15 protein-coding genes, 1 tRNA gene and 1 pseudogene are annotated in these 13,329 nt (G+C 50.0%); 8 read left to right on the top strand and 9 right to left on the bottom strand.

The genetic code is table 11. From position 1 onward, the window contains the following. Positions 1–17: 17 nt before the first annotated feature. Positions 18–1,428, bottom strand: a pseudogene (gene istA / locus EYC98_RS13200) (IS21 family transposase). Between the two features lie 66 nt (positions 1,429–1,494). Then, entirely contained in the window at positions 1,495–1,719 is a 225-nt protein-coding gene (locus tag EYC98_RS13195; RefSeq protein ID WP_279245806.1) for a hypothetical protein, read from the bottom strand. Positions 1,720–1,725: 6 nt separating this feature from the next. Between EYC98_RS13195 and EYC98_RS13190 the strand changes: the two genes are divergently transcribed. Next, a complete protein-coding gene (locus tag EYC98_RS13190) occupies positions 1,726–2,076 on the top strand; it encodes an IS66 family transposase (RefSeq protein WP_279246085.1) in 351 nt (116 codons plus the stop codon). A gap of 164 nt (positions 2,077–2,240) precedes the next feature. On the opposite strand, the gene EYC98_RS13185 is transcribed toward EYC98_RS13190, so the two are convergent. The 5 genes from EYC98_RS13185 to EYC98_RS13165 all read right to left on the bottom strand — a co-directional run bounded on the left by EYC98_RS13185 (position 2,241) and on the right by EYC98_RS13165 (position 6,891). Continuing rightward, entirely contained in the window at positions 2,241–3,377 is a 1,137-nt protein-coding gene (locus EYC98_RS13185; protein ID WP_279245805.1) for a thrombospondin type 3 repeat-containing protein, read from the bottom strand. Between the two features lie 125 nt (positions 3,378–3,502). Further along, positions 3,503–4,321: a hypothetical protein gene (locus EYC98_RS13180; RefSeq protein WP_279245804.1), complete on the bottom strand. Its 819-nt coding sequence runs from the start codon at positions 4,319–4,321 to the stop codon at positions 3,503–3,505. After that, a complete protein-coding gene (locus EYC98_RS13175) occupies positions 4,318–5,751 on the bottom strand; it encodes a hypothetical protein (RefSeq protein ID WP_279245803.1) in 1,434 nt (477 codons plus the stop codon). The genes EYC98_RS13180 and EYC98_RS13175 overlap by 4 nt, the downstream gene beginning before the upstream one ends. Further along, positions 5,744–6,127 (bottom strand): hypothetical protein, encoded by a 384-nt coding sequence (locus EYC98_RS13170; RefSeq protein WP_279245802.1) that lies wholly within the window; start codon positions 6,125–6,127, stop codon positions 5,744–5,746. The genes EYC98_RS13175 and EYC98_RS13170 overlap by 8 nt, the downstream gene beginning before the upstream one ends. A 677-nt stretch (positions 6,128–6,804) precedes the next feature. Next, a tRNA-Leu gene (locus tag EYC98_RS13165) sits at positions 6,805–6,891 on the bottom strand. A 155-nt stretch (positions 6,892–7,046) separates the two neighbouring features. On the opposite strand from EYC98_RS13165, the gene EYC98_RS13160 reads away from it, so the two are divergent. The 7 genes from EYC98_RS13160 (at position 7,047) to EYC98_RS13130 (ending at position 11,276) form a co-directional block, all read left to right on the top strand. Continuing rightward, positions 7,047–7,331, top strand: coding sequence for a hypothetical protein (locus tag EYC98_RS13160; RefSeq protein ID WP_279245801.1), 285 nt, complete (start codon positions 7,047–7,049; stop codon positions 7,329–7,331). Positions 7,332–7,424: 93 nt separating this feature from the next. Beyond that, positions 7,425–8,489 carry a tRNA preQ1(34) S-adenosylmethionine ribosyltransferase-isomerase QueA gene (gene queA / locus EYC98_RS13155; RefSeq protein ID WP_279245800.1) on the top strand — a complete coding sequence of 355 codons (1,065 nt, stop codon included), beginning with the start codon at positions 7,425–7,427 and terminating at the stop codon, positions 8,487–8,489. 17 nt (positions 8,490–8,506) lie between these two features. After that, positions 8,507–9,619: a tRNA guanosine(34) transglycosylase Tgt gene (gene tgt, locus EYC98_RS13150; protein WP_478219250.1), complete on the top strand. Its 1,113-nt coding sequence runs from the start codon at positions 8,507–8,509 to the stop codon at positions 9,617–9,619. Next, on the top strand, positions 9,612–9,953 hold the full coding sequence (locus EYC98_RS13145; RefSeq protein ID WP_279245798.1) for a YqfO family protein: 342 nt from the start codon (positions 9,612–9,614) through the stop codon (positions 9,951–9,953). Before tgt ends, EYC98_RS13145 begins: the two co-directional genes overlap by 8 nt. Continuing rightward, positions 9,950–10,564: a CoA pyrophosphatase gene (locus EYC98_RS13140; protein WP_279245797.1), complete on the top strand. Its 615-nt coding sequence runs from the start codon at positions 9,950–9,952 to the stop codon at positions 10,562–10,564. The genes EYC98_RS13145 and EYC98_RS13140 overlap by 4 nt, the downstream gene beginning before the upstream one ends. After that, on the top strand, positions 10,561–11,088 hold the full coding sequence (locus EYC98_RS13135; protein ID WP_279245796.1) for a gamma carbonic anhydrase family protein: 528 nt from the start codon (positions 10,561–10,563) through the stop codon (positions 11,086–11,088). The genes EYC98_RS13140 and EYC98_RS13135 overlap by 4 nt, the downstream gene beginning before the upstream one ends. After that, positions 11,085–11,276, top strand: a complete 192-nt coding sequence (locus tag EYC98_RS13130; protein ID WP_279245795.1) for a DUF1289 domain-containing protein — start codon at positions 11,085–11,087, stop codon at positions 11,274–11,276. Before EYC98_RS13135 ends, EYC98_RS13130 begins: the two co-directional genes overlap by 4 nt. Here the strand turns inward: EYC98_RS13130 and EYC98_RS13125 are convergent. Together EYC98_RS13125 and EYC98_RS13120 are read right to left on the bottom strand one after the other, a co-directional pair. Beyond that, entirely contained in the window at positions 11,273–12,541 is a 1,269-nt protein-coding gene (locus tag EYC98_RS13125; protein ID WP_279245794.1) for an HlyC/CorC family transporter, read from the bottom strand. The genes EYC98_RS13130 and EYC98_RS13125 overlap by 4 nt on opposite strands. Positions 12,542–12,622: 81 nt before the next feature. Further along, positions 12,623–13,297, bottom strand: coding sequence for a cytochrome C assembly family protein (locus tag EYC98_RS13120; RefSeq protein ID WP_279245793.1), 675 nt, complete (start codon positions 13,295–13,297; stop codon positions 12,623–12,625). Positions 13,298–13,329: the final 32 nt, after the last annotated feature.

Raw genomic sequence — 13,329 nt, 5'->3', positions numbered from 1 at the left:
GCTGTCATTGTGTGCTCCTAATGGAAGTTGTGAGGCCCGCGCACGTTTTCGTGGTCCTGGGGTAGTTCAGCGCTGAGGCTGAGTTCTTCGGGTAGCTGGTCACGGTTGCTGCGCAGGATGGATTTGACCTGCTTGAGCCGGTTCAGCCCGGCTGTATTGGCGCTGAGCCGTCCAGTTGACCTGTCACCCACAGCTGCGTGACCGGGCCAATATCCTGTGCCCAACGTTTCAATCGTTGGGGCGTCCACTGTTGATGTGGACGATGCCGCTTGGGCATGTGAGCGGCGTTGGTGGTGATCCTCGGGGTAAATTTTCGTGGATGTGAGGCCACCAGCTGGCGGTGGAGGTAGATTTCTACCAGGATCTCACCGGCATGCAGCTCCAGTCGCTCACCCACATACTGTTGGGGTACGGAGCAATGGTATTGTTGGTACTGCACATGGTAATCAATGTTCACCTTTACCGGTTTGATGGCGGTATACCAGTACGGCTGGGTGGGTAACGCCTGCAGCGCTGGTTTATCCAGCTGTTAAAAGGCTGTGCTGCGGCATCCTGGCAGTTGCTTGAAGGTTTTTTTTTAAAATCTTTCAGCAAAGCACGGATGCACTTGTTCAACTCCGCCAGCGAGAATAAGCTGTGATGGCGCAACCGGGCCAGTATCCAACGCTCTACAATCAACACGCCGTTCTCGGCCTTCGCTTTATCTTTGGGTTTGTAGGGCCGGGCGGGCACCACCGCTAAATGATAGTGCTCGGCCAGCTGCTGGTAGCTGGGGTTGAGATCCGGCTCATAACGACAGGCTTTGCTGACACCACTTTTGAGGTTGTCTGGGACAATTAGCTCTGGCGTGCCCCCATAATATTCCAGTGTACGCACATGGCTTCCCAGCCAGTCGGGTAGAGACTGGCTCCAGGTGGCTTCGGCGTAGGTGTAGTTGGATGCACCCAGTACCGCCACGACGACCTAGGCTTCCTTCACCTCGCCGGTGCTGCTGTTAATAATGGGCACAGTGGGACCACAGTAATCCAAAAAACACTTCTCACCGGCTTTATGGTGCTGACGCATGGAGCGCTTCTGTCTGCCACACCAGTGCCGGTAGCAGCTGTAGCAGCGGTTGGGGTATTGCTGGGTGTATTCCTCCCACAGCAACTGCTTGGTCATGTGCCGGCGCTTGAGTTCCTGGTGCACCGCCGGCCAGTCCGGTATTTCAAACCGTTCGGATCGACGCGTATCGGTACGGGGATAAAACAACGCCGCCAGCTGGCTGTCGTCCAGATCCGAGGGCAGGGGCCAGGACAGATCTAGGGCTTTGGCCGTGTTCAGCAGCTTCTGGATGCCGCCAACACTAAGTTTGGTGCTCAGGCTGAGCTGGCGAACGGCCAGTTCACCAGAGATTCGGAGCCTGAGCACATCTCTGATTTTACGCATCTTGATCCTCTTGGCTGGTATGGTCTCTCCCCTAAAAAGCGGAGAGCCTACCAGATCAATGGAATATCAATGCGTTAAGAAAGATTCCGGTTGAACGTGGGCAGTGATTCCGGGAAGGTGAACACCCATTCCGGAAAAACTGGAAAAGTGTTCACGTTCAACCCGGAATGGGTGTTCACGTTGGGCCGGAATACGCAATACGGCGCAGAAAAACAAACCAAGGATAGCGATGCCGCTACGCGGCATCGTTGCCGACAGCAAAGCAGCGTGCCAGTTCTCAAGCAGTTCCACACCTAGCTGCTCAAAAGTCAGCAGCAGATACCGCCGAAAACGACATTGGACAAGGCCGTGAATTACACCCTGGAGTATTGGCCTGAGCTGAGTCGATATATTGAGAATGGTGAGTGGCCGATTGATAATAATCCAGCCGAAAATGCGATACGTCTCTTTGTGATAGGTAGGAAATCGTGGTTATTTAGTAATAGTCAGCGCGGCGCCACTGCTAGTGAAAATCTTTATAGTTTAGTGGAAAGTGCAAAGGCGAACGGCAAAAAGCCCTACAGTTACCTGAGTTGGTTGTTTGAGAAATTGCCTAGTGCTTACATGGCCGATGTAGAAAAACTCATGCCATGGAACATGCCTGACTAGCTACGGGGTCCTTCACCGGAAACCTACACTAAACGAGCGACCAAGAAAAACGCTAAACTATGAAATACCGGCAGAACGATTTAACCAGTGTGTTGCATTGACCGGTTGAAACCGCAGCCAATAGCGGTCATTCTCAATCTAGAAATTTGATATGACAAGTGCTTTTAATAACTAATTGTGCCCATAACTTTCCGTTGTATAACAACTAAGTCACCAAGATTAAATAAACCATTTGGTGAAGGCGTACCGCTAATTAACGGCGCAACATCACCATGAGCCAGATGATCGGCAGTTAATTGAACCATTCCTAGCAGAATTTGCTGACCAAGAAGAATGTCCCGAGCATCTACAATGCTATCATTGTTTAGATCACCATCTGCGGTAATAGGTATAGAGGCATCATCCAGTGGGTCACTAGCAGCACTAACCTCATCGTAATCAGAGAACCCATCATTATCGGTGTCTATAGCTAACGGATTCGTTCCAATTATTTGTTCAGTAGCATCTGTTAATCCGTCATTATCATCATCGGTATCACATGCATCGCCCTGACCATCAAGATCATTATTTAACTGATCAGTGTTCGACTTAACTGGACAATTATCGATTAAGTCTGTAATTGTGTCCTGATCAACATCAAATGCAGCAATATCACCATCAAGAGCGGCCCAGACATAATTCATGTTTCTTTTTAAAGTACCCCACTGAAATCCACTATAAAAGCTGAAATACACATTACAGGCAGAGCCAGGTAAATTCAAACATGGGCTAGCGATGTTATCTAAGTGATAGAAACTTTCACGAACATTTATAAACTTGGATAAATCTTGATCATCGCTCGAACCAATCCCTGAAGTTGTAATTGAGGATGTACCACCTAACTCAGTATAATAAAGACTGCCTAACTCGCTATCTACACAATTGTATCCATATGTATCGGCTCTAGGTGAGCCATCAAAGTTAGCGCAGCTTCCATTAGATATGGATACTAAAGGTAGTCGCCATTGATCATATATGATTCCAAGCTGTGGGTGAGAGTATTCGAGTTGATCAACCCATGCTTTTGCGCCCCACCATGTCATCTGACCGGTATACTCGCTGGAGGCATTTTTGAAAAAGTCGTTTGCAGATAATGCGTGCCCATCAACCGAAACAACGGCACTTATGATGTCACTCACTCTTGTATCAGAGAGCTCAGAAGAAGCATAATTTGCATCGTATAACCATGTTATATTTAAATCTGTGTCATAGATAAAACCAAAACCTCGGTCTACCAAATCAGCAACAGATGGTGTACTCATGAGAGAAGAACATAAATACGCCAAAAAAAGTATAAGCCTACGAAAAGGTAATAAAATGATTAATGAGTGATTTTGCAGCATGTATGATGTTTTTTTATAACCAACAACTACTTGTACTATGCTTATTAAACATATCTTACAAAGTCTTGTGTGATTTCATCTAATGGTAAGCCTGCAATTTGAACAACTGCAGCCGTTGGTATCATGTTTTTCAGGGAAAGTTCGTTCATTATTTCAGCTATGTTGCTTGGCGTATCTTCTGCCAATGAACCAAACTTCATTATATGAATCCTTCTAACCTTTCCGTTGTAATGCGTACCTGCAAATGGTTGCCCATTTACTTGATAGGCACCTATTATCAACGCTGTAGCCGAATTTACCTGCTGTGGATATATACTACCTAATGAGCTTAAACTGACTCCTGAAGGAGTTGCATTTACATCTGTACCATCCTCATATACATGAACATTAGCGCTATCAACTCCTATCCCTGCTGGTCGATGGTCAATATAGCAAAATATATTTCTTAGGCTATTACTTACAATATCAGTTTCTTTGATAATATTTGTATGATTTTTATTAAAGAAAGTGAACCTTACCCTTCCATTTGTTCTGTAATCAACTCTAATACCATCTTTGTCTTTATTTCCATTGCCTACGTGACCGCAAAAGAGAATTGTTTGATTAGATTGTGGCGCAGCACCAAGTTGGATCTGAAAACCAAGCATGTAAGCACCATTATCAGGCAACGCCAGACCATCAAACAAAGCAACATTTGATTCCCAAGGTAATACTATGCTTGTATCTAGCCCGTTACCATTAAACCAATCATTACCTGCTTCCCAGGGGTTGCCATGCTGAATAGTAAAATTTGGCAATGGATTTTGAATTCCATTTACATTTCCATCTGTTTCAAGAGGGTAATAGCACCAGTTAAAGATCATAGCTCTACCATTTGATTCTTTATAGACTTGTGAATAAGTCGTGCAGAATACTTAACTACACCTCTGCCACCATCAATGTGTGCAATATCAATGTACATAGGTGATTTATCAGCGTGAACAGTAACCATTGTGAAGTTATGTATGAACCTGTCACCTATTAATTTACTCGAGGATTCGCCATATTTGGGAATACCACCCCATCCCCATGACCGATCTGGATTAAAAGCATTTATACCTCCTACAGCTCTTGCATCACCTAATGTCCCAGGGCTCCACACCCAAAAGTCATCAAGTTTTAAAGTATGTACTGTGTGATTATCCCCATAAATAGAAACAAAACTCCCATTAGAGCCATTTAAGTTAGGACGCGTTATAAAGTCTTTATACCAAGCCTCTGCTTCTGTTCTATGAAATTCAAGCCATGGTTGGCCCATTAAAGTCAATCCTGACTCATGTAATCCTATTTTAAATGGGTGCGTATCTACATCTAAATACTTCATGTGATCTGAAATTTGCTGAGCACCGTAACACTGCGTGTCAGTTGGCAACCTTGAGTCAAAAGGTTCACATGTTTTTGACATATCCCAAAGCGTCATCTTGACTGGCCCCATCTCTTTTCCCCAATACCATTGTCCAGCTCTTAATGGATCTGGATTGATATTTCCAAAAAAAGAATCCCATTCACTACCAGCAACATCTTCTAAGCTACCAGGGCCTCTCATACAATCTTTACTCATCCTATCATGACCTTCCGGATTCGCGTCACCTCTACACCAATTAGACGCGATAGCATGATCGCCACCTGAGTAACTACAAGAAATGTTCCTGTATACCCATTGTCGATCTGGCATCATCCATTTTGGTTCACTAGGTATCAGGCCATAGTTTGCAGCCCATGACTTTGCATAGTCACCTGCTAAGCCTGTATCCTGTGGTAATCCTGTCGACACAAACCCAGTTGTTGGATCATCAACAGTAAAATTGTCTGCATAATGCACATCATCAATGATGAACATATGGAGAACCGGAATAGTTGAATTCTCAACAACTTGCCTTATTGTCTTATATGTATTGGTTGGATTGGTAGGATTTGGGCCATCACACGTGCCGATAATAAAGGAAAATGGCGTTGTTTGATTATCGGGCAATGTTTGGAAAGATCCATCAATGGATTTACCATCTTGAACTATAGAATACGTATAACTTGTCCAAGGCGACAAGTCTGTAAACCTCACACGTATTGTCCAGATTCCTCTGTCCGGTAATTCATCTAATCGCAGTGACGCTGAATCAATATTAACAGTTCCATTTTTAGAAACTGTTGCAGCTATGGGGAAATCTTTAGGATTTTTTAACGTAACAACATTTAATAATTGCTGGGATGTCGTTGCATCACCAAGTCTAATAGCTAAAGACATTTCATCACCCAATCATGGCCGTCATTGGAACTAGTGATCGGCTATCCTTTACATGCAGGTTCTTAACAGCATCACTATGGCATGGTCTATGGATCGTGATGGCTGCGTGCGTGCTTTGACCAGTAAATGTGATCAAGCTAGACTCCCCTTGCGAGATAAGCTTAGCGCCAACTAGAACAATAATACTATCTGTAACAGTATAAGCACCCTGTGAAAGTATCACGGGCACGCCAATACGAGCGCTGGCTTTCAACGCAGTGTTAATTGCTTCGGTATCATCGCCACCTGAAGGCATGAGGTAAATACTTTCTCGGCAAAGTGAAACCGTTGGGAATGAAGCAATAATTCCACCAACAGCTGTGAGATGGAAAAATTCACGTCGATTCATTTAGCAATGCCTTTTTTAACCTTTAATAACAAGAGATCAAGCAATACCAATGCCAGTATATATTCACAAGCAGAAGTTGTGTCAGTGCTCTGGTCTTGGTTTTCATGACGAAGATCAGGTTAGTGTTGACGGGCCAGTTTCACCAACTCTCTCCACTTTATCAAAGCCAGCAAAATCGTTTTTTGACCCGGGTCACAAAATGAGCAGCACTATCAGGGTTTTTAGCGAATTTGGCTCTGTTCAGTTTGTCTGGCACAGAGAATTTGGGCGTCTATACAACGGATTCAAGTCTTTTCAATTCGGGTGGGCCCCTGACTCAGTGCTCCGCGCTGGGTGATCTTATGCTAAGTGCGTCCGGAGAATGGATCATGAGCGCAGCCTGCGGCTAGCTATCACATATAGTCAGCTTCAGGAAATGATGTTTTCATCAGCGTTTGAAACATCAGCAAGTCAACACGCTGAGATACGAATGCCTGGGCTTTCGGAGGGTGTACGCAATTATCAGAGATTGCGGGGGTGTTAAATGGTACCGGAGGCCGTACTTGATGGTCCGACATTCGGCCGGCACGCCTGCTGGGTGGTTCAGTATTTGTATAAAGATGGTACCGGAGGCCGTACTTGATGGTCCGACATTCGGCCGGCACGCCTGCTGGAGCGCTCGGGTTAAAACAAAAAAGTGGTACCGGAGGCCGGACTTGAACCGGCACGCTATCGCTAGCATCGGATTTTGAATCCGACGTGTCTACCAATTTCACCACTCCGGCACAGGGAAGGTATATTGCAGAGCGCGGATTCTATCTATACAGACGCCGGACTTCAATGACTTTCCCTTGCGATTTCTCCGATTATCTGTAGACTTCGCGCCTGTTTCGGGGCTACCCCGTCTGTCTGAGTATCTCGAGGAGAAAGAGAAATGGCGATGAAAGTTGTTAAGAAGACCAGCGAATACACCATCTATCAGCGCGGTGACAAGCGTTACGCTGTGCAAGATGCCAACAAGCGTCAGGTCAACGGTGAGGAGAAGGTGCGCATTTTGGTCGAGGAAGGTCTGCTGACCGTCTCGGTAGCTGCGGCGCCTGAGCCTGAGCCAGAAGTTGAAGAAGCAGCAGAAGAAGTTGCTGAAGAAGCGGCTGCCGAAGAAGCACCTGCTGAAGAAGAAGCCCCTGCGGCAGAAGAAGCTGCTGAGGAAGAAAAGGACAAGTAGAGTTCGACTTGTTCTGAAGGAGCCGGCCTTGTGCCGGCTTTTTTGATTTAGTGGTCTGTATAATCACGACGCTTGGACGCGGATTTATCTTTTATGCAACGCAGTGACTTTGATTACGATCTACCGGCGGAACTGATCGCCGATTATCCATTGCCGCAACGCACGGGCAGTCGGTTGCTGTGCCTGGATGGGCGCGACGGCAGCACCGAACACCGACAGTTTGTGGATTTGCAGGACATCCTGCAGCCCGGCGACTTACTGGTTTTCAACAATACCCGGGTTATACCCGCCCGTTTGTGGGGCCAGAAAACCAGCGGCGGCCAGGCTGAGGTATTGGTAGAGCGTATGCTCTCCGATACCGAGATGCTGGCGCATGTGCGCTGCAGTAAATCACCGCGTGCTGGCACCGAGCTGTTACTGCGAGCACAGCAGGAGCCGGGCGCAACCCGCGCTCGATTGTTGGTGCTGGGGCGGCAGGGCGAGCTGTTTCATTTGCAGCTTCAGGAGCAGGCCAGCCTGTTGGACATGCTGCGCGAGATCGGCCACATGCCACTGCCACCTTATATCGAGCGTGAAGACGAAAGCCTCGATAGGGAACGCTATCAAACCGTTTATGGTGAACGTGACGGTGCGGTAGCTGCACCTACGGCAGGTCTGCATTTTAGTGCTGATTTTATCGAACAGCTGCGGGCGAGCGGGGTGGACACGGGTTTTATCACCTTGCACGTGGGTGCCGGAACGTTTCAGCCGGTGCGCGCCGATGCCATAGAAGACCATCACATGCACGCGGAGTATCTCGAGGTGGAGGCGGCACTGTGTGAGCAGGTAGCCGACACTCAGGCCCGCGGCGGTCGCGTGGTAGCTGTGGGTACCACCGTCGTTCGTGCTTTAGAGACGGCTGCAAGTGAAGGCGGCGGCACACTGCAACCCTGGCAGGGGGATAGCCGAATTTTTATCTATCCGGGGTATCGGTTTCAGGTAATAGACGCGTTGCTCACTAACTTTCATTTACCGGAGTCGACGTTGATTATGTTGGTCAGTGCCCTGGCTGGACATCAGCAAGTCATGAGCGCCTATCAACAAGCGGTGGAGGAGCGTTATCGTTTTTTCAGTTATGGTGATGCCATGTTTCTGCTGCCGCAAAGGGGTGCGCGATGAGTGTTGATAATTGCCAGATGAGTTTTGCCGTGGCTGCCACCGATGGTGCAGCGCGTCGTGGTCGCCTCGAGTTTCCGCGCGGCGTGGTGGAGACACCGGCGTTTATGCCGGTGGGCACCTATGGCACGGTCAAGGGCATGCTGCCCCGAGATATTGAGGAAATTGGTGCACAGATCATCCTCGGCAATACTTTTCACTTGTGGCTGCGGCCGGGCATGGAAGTGATTGCCGCCCACGGTGATCTACATGACTTTATGCAATGGCAGGGTCCGATTCTGACTGATTCTGGTGGCTTTCAGGTGTTCAGTCTGGGAGAAATGCGCAAAATCAGCGAAGCCGGCGTCAAGTTTCGCTCTCCGGTCGATGGTGCCAGTGTGTTCCTGGACCCGGAAACATCCATGTCGATACAGCGTACTTTGGGCGCAGACATCGTGATGATATTTGATGAATGCACGCCTTATCCGGCCACGCATCAGGAAGCGCTGGACTCCATGGAACTTTCTTTGCGTTGGGCTGCGCGGAGTAAAGATGCCCATGGCGACAGTGGTGCCGCCTTGTTTGGCATTATTCAGGGCGGTATGCACGTGGATCTGCGCCAGCAGTCGCTGGCCGGACTACTCGAAATCGGTTTTGATGGTTACGCGATTGGTGGTTTGTCGGTGGGTGAACCCAAAGACGAAATGATGGAGGTGCTGCGCGGTATTACCAGTGCTATACCCGCTGCGAGTCCGCGCTATCTGATGGGGGTGGGTACGCCCGCCGACTTGTTGGAAGGCGTCAAGCAGGGCGTCGATATGTTTGATTGTGTTATGCCGACGCGTAATGCCCGCAATGGCCATCTGTTTACCTCCCGCGGCGTAGTGCGGCTGCGCAACTCCATGCACCGCCACAGTACTTTGCCGCTTGACCCGGAGTGCGATTGCTACACCTGCAAAAACTTCAGCCGTGCTTATCTGCACCACCTGGACAAGTGCAACGAAATATTGGGCTCGCAGTTGAACACCATACATAACCTGCGCTACTACCAAACGCATATGCAGGCGATGCGGACTGCGATCGAAACCGGTAGTTTGCAACAGTACAGCGAACGTTGGTACGCGGAGCAGCAGCGGGGCCCCGAAGGTGCCTGAAGCACGCAAGCTTTATAAGCTGTGTTTCTATGTGCCAGAATCGCATTTGGAGCCGGTTAAGTCGGCGTTATTTGCGGCGGGCGCTGGTCGCGTTGGTGACTATGAGCACTGCTGCTGGCAAACCGTTGGTATGGGACAGTTTCGGCCGCTTGTGGGTAGCCAGCCGCATATTGGAGAGCTGGGTCAGCTGGAGCAGCTGGCCGAGTATAAAGTTGAAATGGTGGTTGCCGAAGAATGGGTCAACTCTGCGCGTGAGGCACTGCTGCTAGCGCATCCTTATGAAGAGCCGGCCTATGATCTTTGGCCTTTGAGCCTGGAGCAAGCAAGCCGTTGACTCGAGACAAAATGCTATTGCGTTTACAGCAGGCCCTGCCGTTAGAGTCCGCCGGCGGTGCCAGTGAGCAGAGCGCGACATTGCCGCAGGCAGCGGTATTGGTGTTACTTAAGCAATTGGAGGCAGAGCCCGAGGTTCTGCTAACGCGCCGCGCTGATCATATGCGCCTGCATGCGGGTGAGGTAGCGTTCCCCGGCGGCCGCTGCGATACCGAAGACTCCAACCATTGGGTTACGGCGCTGCGTGAAGCCAATGAAGAAGTTGCCTTGCCCGCGCGTCAGGTGGAACAGCTAGGGACGATGGCTCCGGTTGTGACGCGCACTGGTATTGAGGTCACGCCCTGCGTGGGTCGCCTGTTGGGAGAGGTCAAATTTGAGCCGAACCCGCAAGAGTTAGATACAATCTTCAGCGTGCCGCTGGAATTTTTGGCCGATGCCAGTAATCTCAGCTTCGACAGTTTTGAATATGCCGGCGCGCAGCGGCAGGTTCCGCGGTATGATTATCAGCAATATTGTATTTGGGGCATAACCGCAGCCATGCTGGTGCGCCTGGTTAATATTACCCACGCTGCTCAGCTACCGTTGGGCGCTTATTGGAGAAACGATACATGATGTACAGCCTCGATGGGCACGAAGTGGAACTACGCGGCAGCGGGCATTTTATAGCCCCCAATGCGGCGGTGATCGGTAACGTTGTGCTGGAGCAAGACGTCAGCGTCTGGTTCAGCGTGGTGATGCGCGGTGATAGCGCCCTAATCCATATTGGCGCGGGTAGTAATATTCAGGACGGTACCGTGTGCCACGTTGACGCCGGTGTGCCGTTGACCGTCGGTGCTAATGTCACGGTGGGTCACAACGCCATGTTGCACGGATGCACCATTGGCGACGGCACGTTGATCGGTATTAATGCGGTGGTGCTCAATGGTGCGAAGATCGGCAAAGGCTGCGTAATTGGTGCCAATAGCCTGGTACCTGAGGGCATGGAAATTCCCGATGGCAGTATGGTCATGGGCACGCCGGCGCGCATCAAGCGCGAGTTGAGTGCCGAGCAGCGCGAGCTATTTGCCATGAACGCCGTTCATTATGTCGAAAATGGCCACCGCTTCAGCCGGGGGCTGGAGGAACAAAAGGGATGAGTGAGCGGCAGATAAGTTCACCGTGCGTTTCTATCTGTTTTCTCGACGAGGAAGATATTTGTCAGGGCTGCTACCGCAGTGCTATTGAGATAACCGATTGGAGCATGCTCAATGATGATGGCAAGCGTGAGGTGCTGGCGCGGTGTGCGCAGCGTGCGCGCGATGCAGGTGCTGTGATAGACCTTTAGCGCCTTTGAGAAGAAGCCTCACTGGCTCTCGCAGCCTGCACCACATTGTCGCGCAGCTCCAGAATTTCCAGTCGGTAGTCCTCGATGTTGATGCACACGTTGCCGTCGGGAAAACCCTCCAGATGCTCCAGTAGTAATCCACTGAGGGTTTTGGGTCCCTCGGTTGGCAGGAGCCATTCCAGCGATTTGTTGATGTCGCGCACCGTAGCGCTGCCATTGATAATATAGGAACCGTCTTTCTGTGGATAAATATCTTCAATGGTTTCGGCCAGATTAGACGTAAACTCGCCAACAATTTCTTCCAGAATGTCTTCCAGTGCCACCAGGCCCATCAACACACCGTATTCATCAACCACCACCGCCATACGGTTCTTTTTACGTTGGAAGTTAAGCAGCTGCGTGTGCAGTGGCGTGCCTTCGGGTATGAAGTAGGGCTCGGCAGCTTCGGCCAGCATTTTGTTGCGATCCAGTCCGGCTTCGCTGATAAAACGACTGGTGGTGCGCATGTGCAGTACACCACTGACCTCATTGATATCATCCGTATAGAGCGGCAAACGGGTATATTCCGAGGCTTGAATGCGCTTCAGAATCACCTCGTCGGCTTCTGCCAGGTCGATGCCATAGACCTCACTGCGCGGCACCATAATGTCATCGACAGTCACGCTTTCAAGCTCAAGTATATTCAGCAGCATCCCCTGGTGGCGGTCCGGTATCAGGTTGCCCGCCTCATTCACAATGGTGCGCAGTTCATCGGTGGTTATTGACATGTCGGCGCGCTCGGCAGGGTTGACGCCAAACAGTTTGAGTATGCCGTTGGTAATGCCGCCCACCAACCACACCAGCGGGTAAAAGACTCGCAGTAGTACAGTCAGTATCAGGCTGGCCGGGAAGGCTATTTTCTCCGGGTAACGGGCGGCCAGGGTTTTGGGTGTGATCTCGGCAAAAATCAGAATCACCAGTGTTAACAGCAGTGTGGCAATGGCGATGCCAGCGTCGCCCCACAGTCGAATGGCAATGACCGTAGCAATGGCGGAAGCCAGAATATTCACCAGATTGTTGCCGATAAGGATTAACCCGATCAGGCGATCTTGTCTGGCCAGTAGCTTACTGACGCGTTTGGCGCCCTTATGCCCTGAACTCTTCAGATGTTTTAAGCGATAGCGATTCAGCGACATCATGCCGGTCTCCGAACTGGAGAAGAATCCCGACAGAAAAATAAGTGCTACAAGAATGGAAAAGAGAAGACCCAGCGGTGCTTCGTTCAACTAGGGGTAAACCTGCAATGGAATAAAACGCAATCTTGCAGAAAAAGCGGTCGACTCGCAAGCACTCAATTGTGGCTATTGCTACTGTAAGATAACTTCCAGTACCAGCTTGCTGCCGAAGTAGGCGAGCATCAAGGCAATGAAACCGGTTAGTGTAAAGCGCACTGCGGTCTGGCTGCGCCAGCCGAGTTGGTGATGCCCCCAGAGCAGCACCGCAAAAAGTGCCCAGGCGCAGATAGACAGGACCGTCTTGTGAGCCAGTTGCTGGGCGAACATGTTCTCCAGAAATACCATCCCCGAGCCGATTGACAGGGTAAGCAGCAGCAGGCCCGCCCACAGCATTTCAAACAGGATTTTTTCCATGACCTGCAGCGGTGGCAAGATTTGCACCAGGCCAATGGGGTGCCGATGGCGCAACTGATAGTCCTGTAGAGCCACCATGCCGGCCTGACAGGCTGCCAGTGTGAGCACGGCATAGGCCAGTATAGAGCTGCCAATATGCAACAGCATACCGCCCGTGAGGTTATGTAAAGGAGTCTGATTACCCGGGGCGAGGGAGGCAGTGACGACTGTGATGGCGGCTATCGGATACAGTATGATCAGCAGGTTCTGGACCGGCCGCCACTGCACATTAAGCAAAAAGGCCAGGTTAATGATCAGAGAAATAATGGCGGATATCTTGAAAAAGCCAAGATTGATGCCCTCCGCGTACTGAATCGCGGCAATAGCGCAGACGGCATGCAGCAAGAGAGCCATCCAGGATAGGCTCAGTATTGCGGTGCGTGAGG

The organism is Candidatus Litorirhabdus singularis (assembly GCF_026262625.1).
Classification (GTDB): domain Bacteria; phylum Pseudomonadota; class Gammaproteobacteria; order Pseudomonadales; family Halieaceae; genus Litorirhabdus; species Litorirhabdus singularis.
Note: the sequence above shows the minus strand (reverse complement) of the source record. Positions and strands in the feature narration are given on the sequence as shown.

Excerpts from the sequence above, each read along its gene's own strand:
- EYC98_RS13170 (WP_279245802.1), bottom strand. The coding sequence starts at position 6,127 with ATGAATCGACGTGAATTTTTCCATCTCACAGCTGTTGGTGGAATTATT.
- EYC98_RS13185 (WP_279245805.1), bottom strand. The coding sequence starts at position 3,377 with ATGAGTACACCATCTGTTGCTGATTTGGTAGACCGAGGTTTTGGTTTT.
- EYC98_RS13135 (WP_279245796.1), top strand. The coding sequence starts at position 10,561 with ATGATGTACAGCCTCGATGGGCACGAAGTGGAACTACGCGGCAGCGGG.
- tgt (WP_478219250.1), top strand. The coding sequence starts at position 8,507 with ATGAGTTTTGCCGTGGCTGCCACCGATGGTGCAGCGCGTCGTGGTCGC.
- EYC98_RS13130 (WP_279245795.1), top strand. The coding sequence starts at position 11,085 with ATGAGTGAGCGGCAGATAAGTTCACCGTGCGTTTCTATCTGTTTTCTC.
- EYC98_RS13180 (WP_279245804.1), bottom strand. The coding sequence starts at position 4,321 with ATGATCTTTAACTGGTGCTATTACCCTCTTGAAACAGATGGAAATGTA.
- EYC98_RS13120 (WP_279245793.1), bottom strand. The coding sequence starts at position 13,297 with ATGGCTCTCTTGCTGCATGCCGTCTGCGCTATTGCCGCGATTCAGTAC.
- queA (WP_279245800.1), top strand. The coding sequence starts at position 7,425 with ATGCAACGCAGTGACTTTGATTACGATCTACCGGCGGAACTGATCGCC.
- EYC98_RS13160 (WP_279245801.1), top strand. The coding sequence starts at position 7,047 with ATGAAAGTTGTTAAGAAGACCAGCGAATACACCATCTATCAGCGCGGT.